The sequence below is a fragment of the Croceivirga lutea genome (assembly GCF_014235875.1).
In the GTDB taxonomy this organism is placed as follows: domain Bacteria; phylum Bacteroidota; class Bacteroidia; order Flavobacteriales; family Flavobacteriaceae; genus Croceivirga; species Croceivirga lutea.
Genome location: NZ_JACJUK010000002.1, coordinates 564512 through 583104 on the forward strand (window position 1 = coordinate 564512; position 18593 = coordinate 583104).

Annotated in this window: 13 protein-coding genes and 1 tRNA gene; 8 read left to right on the plus strand and 6 right to left on the minus strand. The window is 32.1% G+C overall.

Going from position 1 to position 18593, the window contains the following annotated elements:
* Positions 1–2: 2 nt before the first annotated feature.
* From H5V42_RS06100 to H5V42_RS06125, 6 genes are all read left to right on the plus strand, one after another.
* On the plus strand, positions 3–4403 hold the full coding sequence (locus H5V42_RS06100) for a CheR family methyltransferase (RefSeq protein WP_185782242.1): 4401 nt from the start codon (positions 3–5) through the stop codon (positions 4401–4403).
* Positions 4404–4787, plus strand: coding sequence for a response regulator (locus H5V42_RS06105; protein ID WP_185782243.1), 384 nt, complete (start codon positions 4404–4406; stop codon positions 4785–4787).
* Positions 4788–4928: 141 nt separating this feature from the next.
* Positions 4929–6764 (plus strand): ATP-binding protein, encoded by a 1836-nt coding sequence (locus H5V42_RS06110; RefSeq protein ID WP_185782244.1) that lies wholly within the window; start codon positions 4929–4931, stop codon positions 6762–6764.
* Between the two features lie 57 nt (positions 6765–6821).
* The gene (gene dcm / locus H5V42_RS06115) at positions 6822–8039 is read left to right on the plus strand and encodes a DNA (cytosine-5-)-methyltransferase (RefSeq protein WP_185782245.1); all 1218 of its coding nucleotides are present in this window, start codon (positions 6822–6824) and stop codon (positions 8037–8039) included.
* A 4-nt stretch (positions 8040–8043) separates the two neighbouring features.
* The gene (locus tag H5V42_RS06120) at positions 8044–8649 is read left to right on the plus strand and encodes a hypothetical protein (RefSeq protein WP_185782246.1); all 606 of its coding nucleotides are present in this window, start codon (positions 8044–8046) and stop codon (positions 8647–8649) included.
* 58 nt (positions 8650–8707) lie between these two features.
* Complete coding sequence (locus H5V42_RS06125) at positions 8708–9082, plus strand: hypothetical protein (protein ID WP_185782247.1); 375 nt, start codon at positions 8708–8710, stop codon at positions 9080–9082.
* On the opposite strand, the gene H5V42_RS06130 is transcribed toward H5V42_RS06125, so the two are convergent.
* Together H5V42_RS06130 and H5V42_RS06135 are read right to left on the minus strand one after the other, a co-directional pair.
* Positions 9072–9521, minus strand: coding sequence for a GNAT family N-acetyltransferase (locus tag H5V42_RS06130; protein WP_185782248.1), 450 nt, complete (start codon positions 9519–9521; stop codon positions 9072–9074). The genes H5V42_RS06125 and H5V42_RS06130 overlap by 11 nt on opposite strands.
* 46 nt (positions 9522–9567) lie before the next feature.
* Positions 9568–9999, minus strand: coding sequence for an RpiB/LacA/LacB family sugar-phosphate isomerase (locus tag H5V42_RS06135; RefSeq protein WP_185782249.1), 432 nt, complete (start codon positions 9997–9999; stop codon positions 9568–9570).
* A 570-nt stretch (positions 10000–10569) separates the two neighbouring features.
* Between H5V42_RS06135 and rnr the strand changes: the two genes are divergently transcribed.
* Positions 10570–12762 carry a ribonuclease R gene (rnr, locus tag H5V42_RS06140; protein WP_185782250.1) on the plus strand — a complete coding sequence of 731 codons (2193 nt, stop codon included), beginning with the start codon at positions 10570–10572 and terminating at the stop codon, positions 12760–12762.
* A gap of 84 nt (positions 12763–12846) precedes the next feature.
* Positions 12847–13512 (plus strand): LysE family translocator, encoded by a 666-nt coding sequence (locus tag H5V42_RS06145; protein WP_185782274.1) that lies wholly within the window; start codon positions 12847–12849, stop codon positions 13510–13512.
* Between the two features lie 32 nt (positions 13513–13544).
* Here H5V42_RS06145 and H5V42_RS06150 read toward each other — a convergent pair.
* The 4 genes from H5V42_RS06150 to H5V42_RS06165 form a co-directional block, all read right to left on the minus strand.
* A tRNA-Cys gene (locus H5V42_RS06150) sits at positions 13545–13615 on the minus strand.
* Positions 13616–13667: 52 nt separating this feature from the next.
* Positions 13668–14024 (minus strand): dihydroneopterin aldolase, encoded by a 357-nt coding sequence (folB, locus tag H5V42_RS06155; protein ID WP_185782251.1) that lies wholly within the window; start codon positions 14022–14024, stop codon positions 13668–13670.
* 26 nt (positions 14025–14050) lie between these two features.
* On the minus strand, positions 14051–15010 hold the full coding sequence (locus H5V42_RS06160) for a PorP/SprF family type IX secretion system membrane protein (protein ID WP_185782252.1): 960 nt from the start codon (positions 15008–15010) through the stop codon (positions 14051–14053).
* Positions 15011–15045: 35 nt separating this feature from the next.
* Positions 15046–18593 (minus strand): T9SS type B sorting domain-containing protein (locus tag H5V42_RS06165; protein ID WP_185782253.1); only part of this gene is annotated, 3548 nt, incomplete at its 5' end.

Here is an 18593-nt window from a genome sequence, read left to right on the forward strand (position 1 = left end):
AAATGGGATTGGAATATTTTGAAAATTCTCCGAAGAACACAAAAGAATTTGCTAAAAAAGAAATAGACAATCCTTACGGTTTCTCCATTGTAGGTATTGGAGCAAGTGCTGGCGGCTTACAAGCTTTAAAAGATTTTTTCGACCACATGCCTTTGGAGCCTAAGTGTAGTTTTGTCATAATTCAGCATCTAAGCCCCAACCATAAAAGCTTAATGAAAGATATTTTAAGCAAAAACACGGCAATACCTATTACAGAAGTTAAAAAAAACACCAACGTAAAGCCTGGTAAAATCTATTTGGTTCCGCCAAACCAAAATATTGAACTACAATCTAACACCCTTGTATTAAGTGATAAGCCCAAAGGGCAAAAATTAAATTTTCCTATAGATATCTTTTTCAATTCCTTAGCTCTAAACCGAAAAGAGTTTGCTGTTGGTATAGTGCTTAGTGGTACCGGTAGCGATGGTACCAATGGGGCAAAAGCCATACACTCTTACAACGGTATGGTGATGGTTCAAAGCCCTGAAGATGCTGAATTTTCTGGAATGGTTGAATCCGCTATTGATACTGGCTTAGTAGATTATATTTTCCCAGTCAAAAAATTACCTTCTATTTTGATGAGTTTTATCAAAGACCCTAGAGTAAAATTTGGGATTGAGCACGAAATTCATCGCGATAATTTACGATTTAATAAATTATTGAGCCACTTAAAAACCCTCACAGATTTTGATTTTACACCTTACAAGAAACCAACATTAATCAGAAGAATTGCTAGAAGAATAAACTTTAGAGGATTTAAAGATTTTGAAAGTTACTTCCGATTTTTATTAGAAAACAAAGAAGAGGTAAGCTTACTTGCAAACGATTTTCTCATTAATGTAACTGATTTCTTTAGAGATAGTGCTGTTTGGGAGCATTTAGAAAAAGTGGTTATTCCAGACCTAATTGCATCTAAAAACAACGGCGACACATTAAAAATTTGGATTGTTGCCTGCAGTACCGGTGAAGAGGCCTATTCTTATGCTATGTTACTTTTTGAAGAAATGGTGCGCCAAGATAAAACCAACATCAAACTTAAAATCTTTGCTACAGACATTGCCAAGAATAATATTGAAAAGGCCTCTTTAGGTTTATTTAAAGAAAAGCACCTGATTAATATTTCTAAACATCGATTACAAGAGTATTTTGAACTGGTTGAAGACAATCAATACAAAATCAAAGATTTTTTGAGACATTATCTGATTTTTAGCCAGCATGATATCATTAATTCGTCTCCATTTGCCAATATAGACATGATTTCTTGTCGAAATTTATTGATTTACATTGCTCAAGAAACTCAAAACCGTATCATCAAAATATTACAATACTCATTAAATCTTCATGGATATTTGGTTCTTGGTAAAAGTGAAACCTTAGGAAATTTGCGAGATTCTTTTGAAGACGTAAGTAATGATTATAAAATATTTAGAAGTCTTAAAGAAGCCAAATCCTTATATGCTAATGACATTTCAATAGCTAAGCATACATTTCTATACCAAAATATAGCTCAATTAGAAAAGCGTAATATCCTTAGAAAAAAGTTTGATTTTTCAATGTTAGTAGAAAAAACACTTTCTGAGGAACTAGGCTTAGCGTGTCTGTATTTAAATTCTAATTTAGAAATCATTGAGGCCGTTGGAAATTTTCGAACTTTCCTTCAAATACCTGAAACCAGATTTTCTAACTCGTTATTAGATTTGTTACCAGAAGATTTAAAACCAAATCTTAATCTTGCCTTATTAAAAGTTGAAAAAAGTAAGGAAAATGTAAAAATTGAATCTGTTGAACTTACGGGCCTTGAAAAAGGTACCGTTCTAGATATATTAGTAGTTCCAGCATCAAAGTTTTATGGAGATTTAGAAGCAGAATTTATTATTCTATTCTTACCTAAGAATATAAACCCAAAAGCAGATATTAGATTAAAAGCCCTGACAAAAAAAGATAAAAACGAAACTGTTAGGGCTTTAGAAATAGAGCTAGAAAATGCCCGCAAAAGCCTTGTTGCTCTGCAACATGAGGTTGAAATTAGGAATGAAGAATTGCAAACCAGTAATGAAGAGCTTTTAGCTACTAATGAAGAGCTGCAAAGTACCAATGAAGAACTACAAAGTGTAAATGAAGAGCTACATACTGTTAACACTGAATTAAATCAGAAAGTGCAAGATTTAGCTCACGCCAAAGCAACTATAGATAATGTTTTAAAAAGTACAGATATCAGTACTTTAGTTTTAAGTTCCAATCTTAGTATTAAATCTTTTACCAACGGGATAAAAGATTTTTACAACATTACCCTAAACGACATTGGCAGGCCTTTATTAGACTTCACTAATAAATATAGTATAGATAATACGTTTTTTAAATCAATCTGTAAAACCGTATTGGAAACAGGAGAGGTTTATACTGAAGATTTAGAATTTGCCGATAATAAGTGCATGCTTATGAGAGTAACACCATTTATTCAAGGTCACAAAATAGATGGTGTGGTATTAACATTTGTAGATATTTCTGCACAAAAAACAGCTCAACTAGAGTTACAACAAAAAGAATATGAAATACGGTCATTGTTTGACAATGCCCCTGATATGTTTTTTGCAATTGATGCTAATGGTGATATCATAGATGCTAATCTTGAATTAATTAAAAAATTAGAATATAACAGTGCTGAAGGTATTATTGGCAAAAATGTCTTAGATATAGCTCAAGGTTTTACTCCAGAAGAATTAGAATATGACATGAACTTATTGTCTCAAGGTAAAGACTTAAAGGATGAAAACCGAACAGTAATAACTAAAACTGGTAAAAGAATACCCATTCGTGTTAATGCAAAATCATTTTTAAATAAAGATGGTTCAATAAAACAGGTAGTTGCCAGCTGGCGAGATGTCACGGATTTAAAAAAAGCGGAAGACTTTCAAAAAGTACAAATGAAAGCGTTTGAAGAATGTACAGATGGTTTTTATGATTGGGATATCAAAAACAATTCTATTTATACCAGTAAAAGTATTAAAGATTGGTTTGGGTACGATGAATCTGAGATGCCAGATACCTTTGAAAGCTGGCGTAAATTGTTGGTAAAAGAAGATGAAATTATCATGAATGCCCTTTTACAAAACCATTTTGATTGTAACGGAGCCAATCTATATATATCCAATGAACGTTATAAACATAAAGATGGGAGTCTAGTTCATTTGCAAGCTAGGGGAAAAGTAATAGAGTGGGATGAAAATGGTGAGCCCATTAGAATGGTAGGTAGCCATACCAACATGACTAAATTGTTAAAGTTACCAGTGCTAGAACAAAAACTTGTTGATCAAAATATGGTTTTTGAGCAAGTACTAGAAAGCACCCTTGCCGGATTTTGGGATTGGAACATTCCCAATAATACTGAGTATATGAGCCCTACTTTTAAAAAAATGTTTGGGTATGAAGACCATGAAATTGAGAACACACCAGAATGGTGGCAAAAAAACATTCACCCAGACGATTTACCCGGCGTTTTAGATGTTTTTGAAGCACATGTAAAAAGTAAAGGTGAGGTGCCTTATGATAATGAAGTTCGTTACTATCATAAAAATGGAAGTATTGTTTGGGTGTGGTGTAAAGGCAAAGTAATAGAATGGGATGAAAACAACAACCCTATAAGAATGGTAGGCAGCCATGTAGATATTACACACCTAAAAAATCTTACCGATAGCAATAAACAACTAGAACGTTTTGCCTATGTAGCAAGTCATGATTTACAAGAACCGCTACGTACAGTTACCGATTTTGTGGGTTTATTTAAAAAAGAATATCAAAAAAAGCTAGATGAACCCGCAATAATATACTTAGATTTTATTGATTCTGCCGCTACTAGAATGAATAAGTTAGTCAAAGGTATTTTAGACTATTCTAGAATTGAAGGGAAAACAAAACAGAAAAAAGTAGATTTAAATAAAATTGTTGAAGATGTTGTTAATGATTTACAAATTAAAATTGACAACAAAGGCGCTGAAATTATTCTAGACAAATTGCCTTTAATTAAGGGTAATGAAGTAGAGTTGCACTCCCTATTTCTTAATCTTATTGGCAATGCCTTAAAATTTGTTGCTGAAAATGACACCCCAGAAATAAAAATCTCTGTAAAGCGTCAGAATAATGAAAACATTATTTTTATTTCAGATAATGGTATTGGTATAAAGCCAGAACATCAAGAAAAAATATTTGATATCTTTTCAAGATTACATAATGAAGACCAATATGAAGGCACAGGTATTGGTCTTGCACATTGTAAAAAAATAGTTGAATTACACGGAGGGCGCATTTGGGTAGCATCTGAACTAGGCAAGGGGTCCACTTTTTATTTTACACTTAACACTAAATAAATGCTTAAGAAAATTCTTTTGGTCGATGATAATAAGGCCACAAATTTTATTCATACCAAATTTGTGAAAGAAACCAATATGGTTGAAGAGGTTGTGGCTTTTCAAGCGGGAGAAAATGCTTTAGACTATCTTGTTGAAACTGATGTTTTTCCTGAAATTATTTTTGTGGATATTAATATGCCTACTATGGATGCTTGGGAATTCTTGGATAGATTTAACGAACTAGCAAGAATAGAGAAAGAAAATACTAAAGTGTTCTTGCTTACCACCACAATAAGCCCTACAGACGAAGAAAAAGTAAAAGCTTATCCAATTATATCAAAAATGATGTTTAAACCTTTAGATGTGCCTACATTTAAAAAAATTGTGCTTCCTTTTTTATAATCGATGAACTGCAATGTTTAATACTTTCATCGATTAAACAAACAAAAAATAGTCTTTTACCAACACAATCTTACATTTTACAACATTATTTATAAGTAAGGTTTTTCTTACTATAAATTAGGGATAAGTAAGATTTGGTTTATGAAAAAAACAATTGCACAACCTTTAAAAAAGGCCAGTTGGGTGCACGAATTACCTTCGTACACAGCTATTTTAGATAATAATTTACGATTAATAGAAGCTACTACCCATTGGTTTAAACACTCTAACCTCAATAGAGAAAAGGCCCTCGGAAAATGCATTTATGATTTATTCCCAGAAATTGAACAAAGCTGGCAAGATAGTTTTGAATACGCATTAGAGGGTATAAATGATATTAAATTGAATCAACATTCAGAAACCAACACCAGTTGCGCAACTTGGCACCTAAGTCCTTGGAAAGATGGCTACGGAAATACCATTGGTCTAGTGGTTACTATTAAAATTGATAAAGGCGATAACCAACAAAATACCGTATTATCTCAAATTAACAATTTAGTGCAAAACCCAGAAGATGAAGTAACGGGCAGCTGGGAATATATTGTAGAAGACGGTTCTATGTACTGGTCTAATACATTTTTAGAGTTAATTAACTTACCCGCCACAACACATCCTTCTTTAAAGAAAGCAATATCATTACTTAAATCAACTGCAGATAGGGCTGTTTTAAGAGAAGTTATTAGAGCTGCCATGACCAGTGGTAAACCTTGGGATATTATTTTGGGCGTAACTGATGCAAAAAAGAATCTTATAAAAATAAACGTTATTGGCAGACCAAAATTTAAGAATGGTAAATGCACTAGAATAATTGGCGTTATAAAAGAAGCTAAATTAAACGGAACGGTTAATCCTGAGGCTCATAAAGAAATTACTACTACTACTACAGATGGTTTTGACTATTTTAATAGTACCCCTACTGGCTTGCTTTTAGTTGATAGAAGAACCCTTAAAATAAAAAGAATCAACAACTATCTTTTAAGCATTTTTGGCAAACCTGAGAAGGTTTTTTTAGATAAATCGCTATCAGAGTTTATTGCCATTAATGATGCTATTAGAAATCAAATTGAAGAGGAATTAAAAACCAGTTACAGCTTTAAAAATATTAATTTGCGAACTTCTCATGAAAAAACGGGTAATCATTTATTCAATATTTCGGGTAACTTGGTTAAGCAAGATGGACAAGATTTTTTATTCATAAGTTGTAATGAGGTTCCTAACTCTATAGAAATTGAGAAAACATACGCTCGTAAACTGCAAAAAGCAAATGAAGATTTAGATAATATGGTTCATTTTGCCCATATGGTTTCTCATAATCTTAAAGGGCATACTACAAATTTTGATTTGCTTTTAAATTTTTTAAGCACTGAAACAGATGAGAACGAAAGAAATCAACTTACCTCAATGCTGTACCAGTCAACTGATTCATTAACAAGAACAACCAAAGGCTTGCGAGAATTGGTAGCAATTAGACACAAAATCAATCATATTAAAGTTGATTTAAATGTTAATGAATATATCTACAAGGTAATTCAAAGCAACAGCGGGTTATTAAAGAAGAAAAATTTTAAAATTCATCATGAAATTAGTGACGAGCTTACCGTAAAGGCCATACCCGCTTATTTAGAAAGTATTATTACCAACCTTGTACTAAACGCAGTGCATTTTGTAAATAAAAATGATAAACCCCTTTTAATAATTGGTGTAGAAGACAAACCAAATCATTTAGTCTTATCTTTTGAAGACAACAGTTTTGGTATAGATTTAATCAAAGAAGGCCATAAGGTATTTGGTCTAAACAAAAAGCTTCAAAATATGGGCGAAAACACAAGTATGGGTCTATATCTAACTAAATATCAAATAGAACTTATGGATGGTTATGTTAAAGTTGAAAGTGAAGTAGAAAAGGGTAATACGTTTAAAGTGTATTTTCCAAAATAAAAAAACATCTTCAAAGATTTTCTTACCGGCGTTAGCCGGTTTTTTTATTTTTGAATTATGCCAAAATTAACTGTTTGCGAACTTTTTGCTGGTGTCGGTGGTTTTAGGTTGGGTCTTGAGCGTTCAAAAGATTTTAAGGTTATTTGGAGCAATCAATGGGAGCCCTCTACCAAGACACAACATGCCTCAATGGTTTATGAAAACAGATTTGGCAATAAAAACCACTCCAATCTTAATATTGAAGAAATTGCAACCTCTTCTATTCCAAACCATGATGTGTTAGTTGGCGGTTTTCCTTGCCAAGATTATTCCGTAGCTACCAGCTTAAAAAATTCTAAAGGCCTTGTTGGTAAAAAAGGGGTACTCTGGTGGTCTATTTACAGAATTTTAAAAGAGAAAGAGAGTAAACCTTCTTACCTGATTTTAGAAAATGTTGACCGTTTATTAAAATCTCCCGTAAAACAACGTGGCAGAGACTTTGCTATTATGCTTAAAGGTTTATCTGATTTGGGTTACGCATGTGAATGGCGCGTAATTAATGCCGCCGAATATGGTTATTCTCAACGCCGAAGGCGTTTTTTTTTGGTGGGCATACATCATAAAAGCAACCTTTATAAACAACTGTTGAAATCTAATGCTGAAGAATGGGTATTATCTAACGGGGTGTTGGCATCTGCGTTTCCTGTTACTTCAACAAATCAAAAAAATCAGATTTCGTTATCAGAAAGTATGCTTCAATTATCAAAAACATTTAATAGTGATGGTAAAATTTCGCCCTTTTTAAATTCTGGTTTACTTCTTAACGGTAACGTAATTAGTTATAAAACCTTGGTAAATTATAATGGTCCGTTTCAAAATTTAAAATCGGTTTTGGAAAAAGATAAAGTAGCTGATGAGTTTTATATTAACATTGAAGATTTACCTAAATGGAAATATTTAAAAGGTGCTAAAAAAGAATCTAGAACAACTAAAGAAGGTTTTAAGTATAAGTATTCTGAAGGTTCAATGGCGTTTCCAGATGATATTTCTAAACCTTCTAGAACCATTATCACAGGAGAAGGTGGTAAATCTGCTTCGCGTTTTAAACATGTAATAGAAACAGCACATGGTCTACGTAGATTAACACCTTTAGAACTTGAACGATTAAATGGTTTTCCTGATAATCATACCAAATTAGAAGGTATTACTAATACCAAACGAGCGTTTTTTATGGGTAATGCATTAGTTGTTGATATTGTTGAAAAAATTGGACAATCTTTACTATCCAAAATCTAATTATTTGAAAAGTTCCTTTAAATCAGATTTATTAAAAGAAAAGGCCTTGCAACCTTTATTGGATACGTATTACCAAAAACTACATTTTTATAACTTTAAAAGAATACATACTAAAACGCATCAATTACAAGGAGTTGACCTGTATTTTATACATAAGCAAACCAATAAAACCTATGTAATCGACGAGAAAGCGCAATTAGATTATATTGGTGAAAATCTACCCACATTTGCTTTTGAAATATGCTATTTAAAAAAAGGAATTTCTAAACAAGGCTGGTTTTATGATGCTTCTAAAATCACAGAGTTCTATGCTCTTGCAACTAATATTCAGCAAGATGGAGATAAATTTTTTACGAGTTGTAAATTAACTCTTGTTAATAGAAATAAATTACAACAGCTATTACAGAAAAAAGGAATAACACTTAAAAGTTTAAAAGAATACGTTAAGAACCATTCAAAAAAGTATGGTCAACTTAATATACCAAATTTAAATCCTAAAAAAGAAGGTTATTTATATGCCTCTACTTCAAACAAAGCTGAAAAACCTTTAAACCTAATATTACGTCTATCTTGGTTGATAGATTGCAAGGTAGCAAAAACTATATCTTAAAATGCTGTTAATCAGTTTAAAAGATTTGTGATACTTAATTCTTTTTTTATTTTATACTATGGTAAAATCAGAAAAAGCACAGCACACAGAATTTTTAGAAAAATCTATCAGTTATTTACAAAGCACCGGATTCGAAAATATTAAGGCGGATTTAGATGGATTTGAAAGCCCAAAATCTTTCTATCAAAAAAATGGAGATATTGAATTAACTCCAGATATTGTAGCTACTAAAAATGGTAGAAAATTTTACTTTGATATTAGCCTTAAATCTAGTAGAAGTAAATTATTAAAAACAAAATGGGTTTTTCTTGATACTTTAAGTAGGATGAAATCTAACAAGTTTAAGATTATAACCACCAAAGGCCACTACAAATTCACTGATAATCTTCTTAATGAACTTAATTTAACTTCTAAAACACCAATTAAGATTTAGGAGCTCTCAGCATTTTAATATGCGGTATTCCATCCTCTAAGTAACCCTCTCCTACTTGTTTAAAATTAAAATCTTCATAGAATTTTTTTAAATAGGTTTGAGCTGAAATTTCTATGTTTTTATCAGCATACAAAGAATCCATTTTTTCTAAACTCTTCAGCAGTAATAGTTGACCAAAAGCCTTTTTTCTGTGGTTTTTTTTTACCACAACCCTACCTAAGCTCGGATTCTCAAAATAAATTTCTGGACCAAATATTCTTAGGTAAGCAACTAGAATTTTATTTTCATAACCTAACACATGTAGTGCTTGGTTGTCTTTACCATCTATGTCTTGGTAAACACAATCTTGTTCTACTACAAAAACTTCACTTCTTAATTGTAAAAGTGCGTATAACTCTTCTTTTGTTAATTCTGTAAAAGTTTTAATTAGAATATTCATATAAAACTACTTAACTATCTAAATAATCTAATTATACTAGTTGTATTTAAGCACAAGGAATTTTTTCAATACGTCTTTCATGTCTACCACCAGCAAACGCTGTATTTAAAAAAGTTTCTACCATTTCTAAGGCCTGCGGTAGTGCAATAAATCTAGCTGGCAAACTCAAAATATTTGCATTATTATGTTCTCTTGCTAGATATACAATTTCTTTATTCCAACAAAGTGCTCCTCTAATACCTTGGTGTTTATTAATAGTCATTGAAGCCCCATTACCACTGCCACATACTACAATTCCAAATTTGGCGTTTCCTGTTTCAACATCTGTTGCAACAGGATGCACAAAATCAGGATAATCAACACTATCAGTACTATCAGTACCATGGTTAATAACCTCAACTCCTTTAGATTTTAACATACCTATAATGGCCAACTTATAATCTGTACCTGCGTGATCGTTACCTATTGATATTGTCATCGTATAAATATTAGAATATCAAAGATACTATCCTTTTATAACTAGGTGTTGATAATTAAAAATGAAAAAATTTAAACCTACCCAAAATCAACTACTTAGGTTTTATAAAGAAATGTTAATAAACAGAAGAAAACTTATGATGACTTTATAGAAATTGGTAACAATAATTTTACATTACAATAAAATATGTAAAGTTGACCTAACAATTGATTAATTTTTAATCAACCATAATCCACCATTTCTTTGAAGTAATTAACATTAAATACAACTTAAGTTTTCAAAAAATCAATGTTGAAATCTAATTGAACATATTGTTAAAAAAATACTTAACCACATGATTTTAAGGTTTTACATCAATTTATAAGTTGTTGACAACAATTTTTTACTGTTTAAGTCAATTAAAAACCTAAATAATTATTCCACAAGTTAACAGACAATAGTAACCACCATTTTTAGAATTTATAAAAAAGAAAAAAAGTAATTATTATAATAATTGTTCATTTGTTTGTTTTGAAGCTTTACATAACGCTTTTATTATTTGTAATTTTCAGCTTAAATGTTTTCGATTAAATGGCGAAAAGAAAAAAGCGGGCAAGAAGTCAGCGTAAAAATGAGATTACCAAAGGTATTTTTACCGTTCTAGAAAGTGCACCAACTAAAAGTTTTAATTATAAGCAAATAGCTGCTAAACTTAATATCATTGATTCTCAAGGTAGAAATGACCTAATAAAAAGATTAGGTGAATTAAAACAAAAAGAGCGTATTGTAGAGGTTGAACGTGGTAAGTACAAAAAGAAAGAAGAATTACGAACGTTAATGGAAGGTGTTTTAGATATGACTTCTAGCGGTAACGGTTACGTTATAGTTGAAGATTTAGAAGAAGACATATTTGTGCCAGAACATAGATTAAATAAAGCTTTTCACGGAGATATAGTTGAAGTTTATCTTAAACCAAAAAGTAGAAGTAAAAAGAATGAAGGTGAAATTGCAAAAGTTATAAAGCGTAAAAAAGAACAATATGTTGGTATTGTAGATAAGCAAAAAAACTATGCTTTTATAAGACCAATGGATTCTAAAATGTATACTGATATTTTTATACCTGCAGATAGAACAAAAAATGCAGAAAACGGTGATAAAGTATTAGTGAAATTAGGTGATTGGCCAGATGATGCAGATTCCCCTTATGGAACTATCATTGATATTTTAGGTAAACCTGGTGAACATGAAACTGAAATTCATTCAATTTTAGCAGAATATGGTTTACCATATGAGTTTCCTTATGAAGTAGAGCAATATGCAAAAACCTTAGATACTTCAATTAAAGAAGAGGAAATTGCAAAGCGTAGAGATATGCGCCAAGTATTAACTTTTACTATTGATCCTAAAGATGCAAAAGATTTTGATGATGCACTTTCCTTTCAAAAATTAGAAAACGGAAATTTTGAAATAGGTATTCATATTGCTGACGTTTCGCATTATGTTCAACCAGGTACTGTTTTAGAAGATGAAGCTTTTAATAGAGCAACTTCTGTTTATTTAGTGGATAGAGTTGTTCCTATGTTGCCAGAGGTTCTTTCTAATTTAGTGTGTAGTTTAAGACCAAACGAAGAAAAATATACCTTCTCGGCAGTTTTTGAAATTACAGAAGACGCTAAAGTTTTAAATCAATGGTTTGGTAGAACTGCAATTAATTCTAATGAACGATTTGCCTATGAAGAAGCACAATATATCATAGAAACCTCTTCAACAGAAATACCAGATGAAATTTCTATTAGAGAAAAAGGGTATACCGTTTCTGAAGCTATCAAGGAAGCCGTTTTAACATTAGATAGGTTAGCTAAAAAGTTTAGAGCTAAACGCATGTCTTCAGGGGCTATTTCTTTTGATAAAATAGAAGTTAGATTTAACCTAAATGCTAACAATGAACCAGAATCAGTTTATTTTAAAGAATCTAAAGATGCTAATAAATTGATTGAAGAATTTATGCTTTTAGCTAATAAAAGTGTTGCTGAATTTATAGGAAAGAAAAAACCAGAAAAAACATTTGTATATCGTGTACATGATGAACCAGATATTGACAAGTTACTTGCTTTAAACGGTGTAATTTCTAGATTTGGTCATGCAGTAAATTTAAAAAGTAAATCTTCTATTTCTAGTTCTTTAAATAAATTGCTAGAAGATGTTAAAGGACAAAAAGAACAAAACTTAGTAGATACTTTGGCTATCAGAAGTATGAGTAAAGCTATATATACCACCAATAATATTGGACACTACGGATTAGCTTTTGATTATTATACGCACTTTACTTCACCAATTAGAAGATACCCAGATGTAATGGTGCATAGATTATTACAACATTACTTAGATGGCGGCAAATCAGAAAAAGAAGTAGTCTACGAAGAAAAATGTAAGCATTCTTCTGATATGGAAGTACTAGCTTCTAGTGCAGAGAGAGATTCTGTTAAATACATGCAGATTAAGTTTATGCAAGACCACAGTAACAGAGAATTTGTTGGTGTTATTTCTGGGGTAACAGAATGGGGTATTTATGTAGAAATCATAGAAAATAAATGTGAAGGTATGGTTCGTATACGTGATTTAAAAGATGATTACTACACTTTTGACGAACGTAATTATGCAGTTGTTGGTGAACGCAAGAAGAAAGTTTATCAATTAGGTGATGAAGTAGTGGTAATGGTAAAAGAAACTGATTTAATAAAAAGACATCTAGACTTTTCTCTTTTAGGACATTATAACAATTAAAAGTTGCTATAGAAAGTTACTTTTTTAAAAGCAAAGTTTATACAGTAACTTTAGATAACTACACTGAATAAAACTAAAATTTTGTTGATAGAAGATATACAGGCAGCAATACCTTTAGGCATATTACTAAGCTTTATGGTTGGCCCTGTGTTTTTTGTTCTTTTAGAAACTGGAGCTACTAAAGGTTTTAGAGCTGCAATGAGTATTGATGCTGGGGTAATTTTAGCTGATATTGTATTTATTTGTATAGCGTATTTTAGTAGTTACCAATTACTTAAAAATTTAAGTAATCAGCCAGGTCTTTATGTTTTTGGAGGTACAATTCTCATTATTTATGGGGTCTTTTTATATGTTAAAAAAGAAACTAAAAAACCAATAAAATCTAAAAAGTTTAAAGGAACTTATTTAGCCTTAATGGTTAAAGGTTTTTTACTAAATATTATAAATATTGGAGTACTCGTTTATTGGTTAATTGTTCTCTTTGTTGTAGGTCCAAGTGTCAACAATGAACCAAATAGAATTCTAACTTTTTTTTCTACCGTAATTCTAGTTTATTTAGGTTTAGATATTATTAAAATTTTATTAGCTAAACAGCTCCGAAAAAAACTTACCCCTGAACGTATTCGTTTTATGAAAAAGATATTGGGGATTATTCTGGTAATATGTGGTATTATAATGATTGCAAAAGGTTTTATTCCTTATGATTTTGAGCAAGGTATAGAACAAATGGAAGACAGAATAAGTAATTAAAAAACCCCTTCTAAAGAGAAGAGGTTTTATTGAGGCATCGAGCGGATTCGAACCGCTGTACAAGCTTTTGCAGAGCTGTGCCTAGCCACTCGGCCACGATGCCAATTTTAGTGGTGCAAATGTACCACATTTTTTAGGCTTTGCAAGTTTTGAGGTTACCTTGTTTTATCTAAACAAACCATAACACTTTCTACATCTCCTCCTATAGGTGGGTTAATTTTTGAAACACAAACTTCTACAGTATTTACCAAGGGTAGTTCACCTAATACACGATTAATAATACGTTGAGCAACATGTTCTAATAGTTTAGATTTTTCTGCCATCTCTTCTTTTACAATATTGTTAAGATGAACATAATCTATAGTATCAGCTAATTTATCTGATTGAGAAGGTTTATTTAAGTCTCCTTCAATTTGTAAATCTACTCTATAATCACTCCCAATTACGCTTTCTTCTGGTAAACAGCCATGCTGAGCATGTAAGCGTATATTGTTTAATTTAATTTTACCCATATCAAGGCAAAATTACTTTAAACAATTTAATAAGTACATCTACAATTACTAATACCTTGAAATAAATCCATACCTACGGTTACTACATGTGTACCTGTACTATAACCAAGAATTTCATTAGTAATTAACTGATATGAATACCCAAAATAGATATTGTCTTTTTTAAGACCGGCAATTGGTGCAATATAAAGTGGTGTACCTACTTGATCATTTAAAAATCTGTAAGTAGCTCCAACATAATAATAGTCTTCAAAGTCATGAAATCTGAATTTTGCATTTAAATCTGTTACAGAACGGCCGTCACTCTCAAACCATTGAAAAAATACTGAAGGTTCAAATTCTAATTTTGACCTCTTATTTTTCATAAAACTATAACCTGTATACATGTAATAGTTTCTTAATTTATTAGGTTCAAAGCGAGTATTAAATTGGCTTAAATCTTTATCTAAGATGTTTGAAGCATTTACACTTAAATAAAACTTTTTATAACGGTACAATACCCCAATATCAAAGTTGTGGTTTGTTGTTGAACGGTCATCTGTTACTGAAGGGTCAAACATGGGATTATTTGGGTCTCCAAAGTTTTCAATGGCAATTCTAAATTGATTGAAATTGTAAGAGATACCAAAAGATAAAAATTCATCTTCGTACCTATCAATAGTTAAATGGTGAGCAAAAGATATTCTTGAACCTCTTTGTCTAGTTTCACCATTACTATCATTGTATAGCAACAATCCTATACCAGACTTATTACCAAGTCTAGCATCAACTGCCATGGTTTGTGTATCTGGAGCATCTTCAATACCAACCCATTGGGTTAGTCCGTTAAGTCGTAGTTTAATGTGATCACCAACACCTGCGTAGGTTGGAGACATTAAGAAAGGGTTATCTGCTATATACTGTGATAGTTGTGGTACGGTCAACTCTTGACCTCTGACCATAGCAGATAAGCCTAATAGTAGGATTAAGATTTGGGTTTTTTTCATGATTTGGGAATGTTTCTTTTATGTCTTTTATGTCATCATCTATATAATGTAAAATGTCCTATAAATTCTCTATCGTCTGTTTCACCATTTATTTTGATTACATACCAGTAATCTCCTGTTGGTAAATCGCTTCCTTTGTATACACCATCCCATCCGCTATCTCCAGATTTAAATCTGTATACCTCTCTACCATAACGATCAAATATGATTGTTATTAGATTTGGAAACGCTTCTGAATTCCTTGGTGCCCAATTATCGTTAACCTGATCACCATCCGGTGTAAAAAAGTCAGGTATTTCAATATCTATGAACTCCACATAAATTTCAGCATCTACTTGACAACCGTTATTATCTATAACACTAACAGTGTAGGTATCTGTTCTGTTTATGATAAATGTGTTGTCAGTTCCATTGTCAACGTCACCAAAATAGAAGGTATAATCTTCTACGCCTCCTTGAGCTATGGCTGTAATTTCATTAATGTTACTGTTTTCTAACACTAATGTTAACGGCTCATAGTTTGGTATCTCAAAATCTATAACGTTTAAACATCCGTTTTCATGTGCAATTGCTATAAAATGTTCACCTGGAGCAATATTGCTAAAATCTGGTGTTAATTGCATTTGATTTGGATCTGTTGAATCTAAGGCAAATAGCACTTCAGAATACATATTAGTGTCTTCTAGAATAATATCTAAACTGTTCTGTGGTATATTAGTTCCTATACAATCAAATATTGGTGCTACAGTTGCATTAATATTTACTCCTGCTTCAATTTCAACAAAAAAGTTGGTTTCACAACCTTGAGCATCTCTAACAAATACTACATGAGCGCCAGCTTCTAGATTAGATACCTGAGTAATTCCTTGTTGGAAATCTGAATCTGCATTAGAATCTACTGCGACAGCATACGGAGCAGTACCACCACTTATCTGCAGTTCAAACATACCATCACTCTCTCCAGCACATGTTTCACCAGTTACATTTATTGCAGAGGCATCAATTGCATTTGGTTCTACAATTGTAAATTGGAATGAAATAAAGCATCCGTTTCTATCTTGAGCAATAATATCATAAACACCAGGACCCAGTTCTGTAAATGTATTTTCAGTATCAAACTGATTTAAATTTGGTGAAATAGCATAGAAGATATCACCTGTTCCGCCAGTAACTTCAACAGTAATAGTGCCATCTTCTGCTCCGTTACAAGTAATATTGGTAGATTCTTCTGTAATAATTTGTAATGGTGCTGGATCTTCAATTGTAATTTGATTGGATACTTCAACACAGTCATCACTGGTTACTCTTACAAAGTATTGACCAGCGCTTAAATTGCTAAATGTATCATCATTTTGTGGACCAACAAGTAAATTAGTTAATGCTGCATCAGTAAATAATTCGTAAGAATAATTACCTAATCCGCCAGTGGCATTTACAATTATTGATGCTGATGATTCACCAGAACAATTAATTATGGCTGCAGTCTCATCAATATTAAGTGTTAAGGGTTGTATTGGGTCAACACTAATTTCATTAGAAATAAATGATTCACAACCGTTAGCATCTAAAATATAGTATTGGTATGAACCAGAACCAACGGTAAATGTTTGTGTATTACTCGTCATAGGATTATATGAAATACCATCAGTACTAAACTGATATGGTGCTGTACCACCAATAGCTGTAAGCTCTAATTCTGCTTGATTTGTACAAGTTAATTGTGAAACCTGCAGTAATGCTGCTTCAACTTCAGAAGGTTCATTAATAGTTACTTGAGTTGTTTCTATTCCACAACCCCAGCCATCACTAATGGTAATACTGTAAATACCAGCACCTATGCCATTAAATACATTTGCACTTTGTAATCCGGTAGTAGATACTATACTTGTTCCTGTGGTATCATAAGTATTTAATTGGTATTGATATACACCTTGTCCACCTATAACATTAATTGCACTTATAGATGCGTTAGTATCTCCATAACATGCCAACATGGTTGGAGTAGCATCAATATTCGCTGTAATTATATCAGGTCTTATTAGCGTAATGTTTTCAGTAATTACACAACCAGCATTATCAGTTATTTCAACAGTGTAGTCACCAGCTGAAAGACCTGTAAATATTCTACTAGGAACATTTGTAGCATTATAAGTCTGTGCTGTTGTTGTATTTGTTAACACAATTGAATATGGAGCATAACCACCTTCAGGAGATATTTCAATTTCACCCAAGTCATTACTACAGGTAACGTTTGCAGATTCTAAAGGAACTACCGTTAGCGCACTATCTGGTGACGCAATGGTAACTGTATTAGAATTTTCAGAACATAATGGGTTATTTGTTTGTGTAATTTGAACATAATAATTACCTCCTGATAAACCTGTAATTGCTAATGGGTTTACAGATGTATTTGCATTACCAGATATACCTGTTGAGGTATTGCTACTATCAAATACTTCATAAAAATAAGTGCCTGTATAACCAGTAATAGAAACCTCCAAAGCTCCATTGGTGTCACCAAAGCAGATGGATGCTGCCGTAGCTGAAGCAGATACTTCTATCAAATCATAAGGAGCAATATTGTAAGGTGTAGAATCCACATAACAACCTGTGGTTGTATCTGTAACTCGTATTACGTAGCTACCAGCAGTATTTAGGTTAAAATATGCAGTAGTATTTGTTGGAGTAGTATCTAAACTACCAGCCGTTGTACCTAGTGGTAATAAATCATAAGAATATGTATTCGAAGCATTACCATCATCTGTAACAGTCACTAATACACGTTCAGGATTATTACATGTTATTTCTATGTCTTGAGAAACAGTTATTGTAAATGTATTGATAGGTTCAATATTTACTAATGCGGTAGTTTGGCAACCATTAGCATCATTTACATAGACAGTAATATTTTGAGTGCTTCCTGTATCTACAATTTCAAATGTATTTGCGGTTTGGAAGTTTACATTATCTAAACTATAAAGGTAGTTAGCTGTGCCACCAATTGCATTTACTGTAATTACAGAGGTATTGGTTAAATTTTGAGGAGTACACGCAAAAGGCGTTGCCGCTGCTGTTGCTGCTAAAACATTTGGTTCACCAACAACTATGGTTTCTCTGTTTGTACATTGTCTTGAAGAAATAGCTTCAACCTCATAGGTGCCTGCAGTCAACCCACTGAATGTAGGGTCGGTTTGAGGTCCTGCAATTAGTGCACCACCATTGTCATAAAGATTGAAGGTATAGGTAGGGTCTTCATTAACACCAGAAGAAGTAGGTTCTAAATTTACGGTTACACTACCATCACTACCACCATTACAACTTACATCAATTATAGAATGTGGGTCAAAGGTAACAGGCGTAGGTTGATTCAACAACTGGTTAATACTAGAAGAACAACCTGTAATATTATCAGTAATATCGATAGTATAGTTACCGGCTTCACTAAGACCTGTAAGCACTCCGGATGTATGAGAAGTAGTAGTAGCAGAAATTGGAGTAGTTACCATAAAGGTAAAGTCACCAGAGCCACCAGTAACAGTTACTGTAATTTCACCATCAGGAGTAGCAGTACAATCGATATTTT

Bases quoted from the DNA above. Each gene is read 5' to 3' on its own strand.
- H5V42_RS06100 (WP_185782242.1), top strand. From the start codon at position 3: ATGGGATTGGAATATTTTGAAAATTCTCCGAAGAACACAAAAGAATTT.
- H5V42_RS06105 (WP_185782243.1), top strand. From the start codon at position 4,404: ATGCTTAAGAAAATTCTTTTGGTCGATGATAATAAGGCCACAAATTTT.
- H5V42_RS06110 (WP_185782244.1), top strand. From the start codon at position 4,929: ATGAAAAAAACAATTGCACAACCTTTAAAAAAGGCCAGTTGGGTGCAC.
- dcm (WP_185782245.1), top strand. From the start codon at position 6,822: ATGCCAAAATTAACTGTTTGCGAACTTTTTGCTGGTGTCGGTGGTTTT.
- H5V42_RS06125 (WP_185782247.1), top strand. From the start codon at position 8,708: ATGGTAAAATCAGAAAAAGCACAGCACACAGAATTTTTAGAAAAATCT.
- H5V42_RS06130 (WP_185782248.1), bottom strand. From the start codon at position 9,521: ATGAATATTCTAATTAAAACTTTTACAGAATTAACAAAAGAAGAGTTA.
- H5V42_RS06135 (WP_185782249.1), bottom strand. From the start codon at position 9,999: ATGACAATATCAATAGGTAACGATCACGCAGGTACAGATTATAAGTTG.
- rnr (WP_185782250.1), top strand. From the start codon at position 10,570: ATGGCGAAAAGAAAAAAGCGGGCAAGAAGTCAGCGTAAAAATGAGATT.
- folB (WP_185782251.1), bottom strand. From the start codon at position 14,024: ATGGGTAAAATTAAATTAAACAATATACGCTTACATGCTCAGCATGGC.
- H5V42_RS06160 (WP_185782252.1), bottom strand. From the start codon at position 15,010: ATGAAAAAAACCCAAATCTTAATCCTACTATTAGGCTTATCTGCTATG.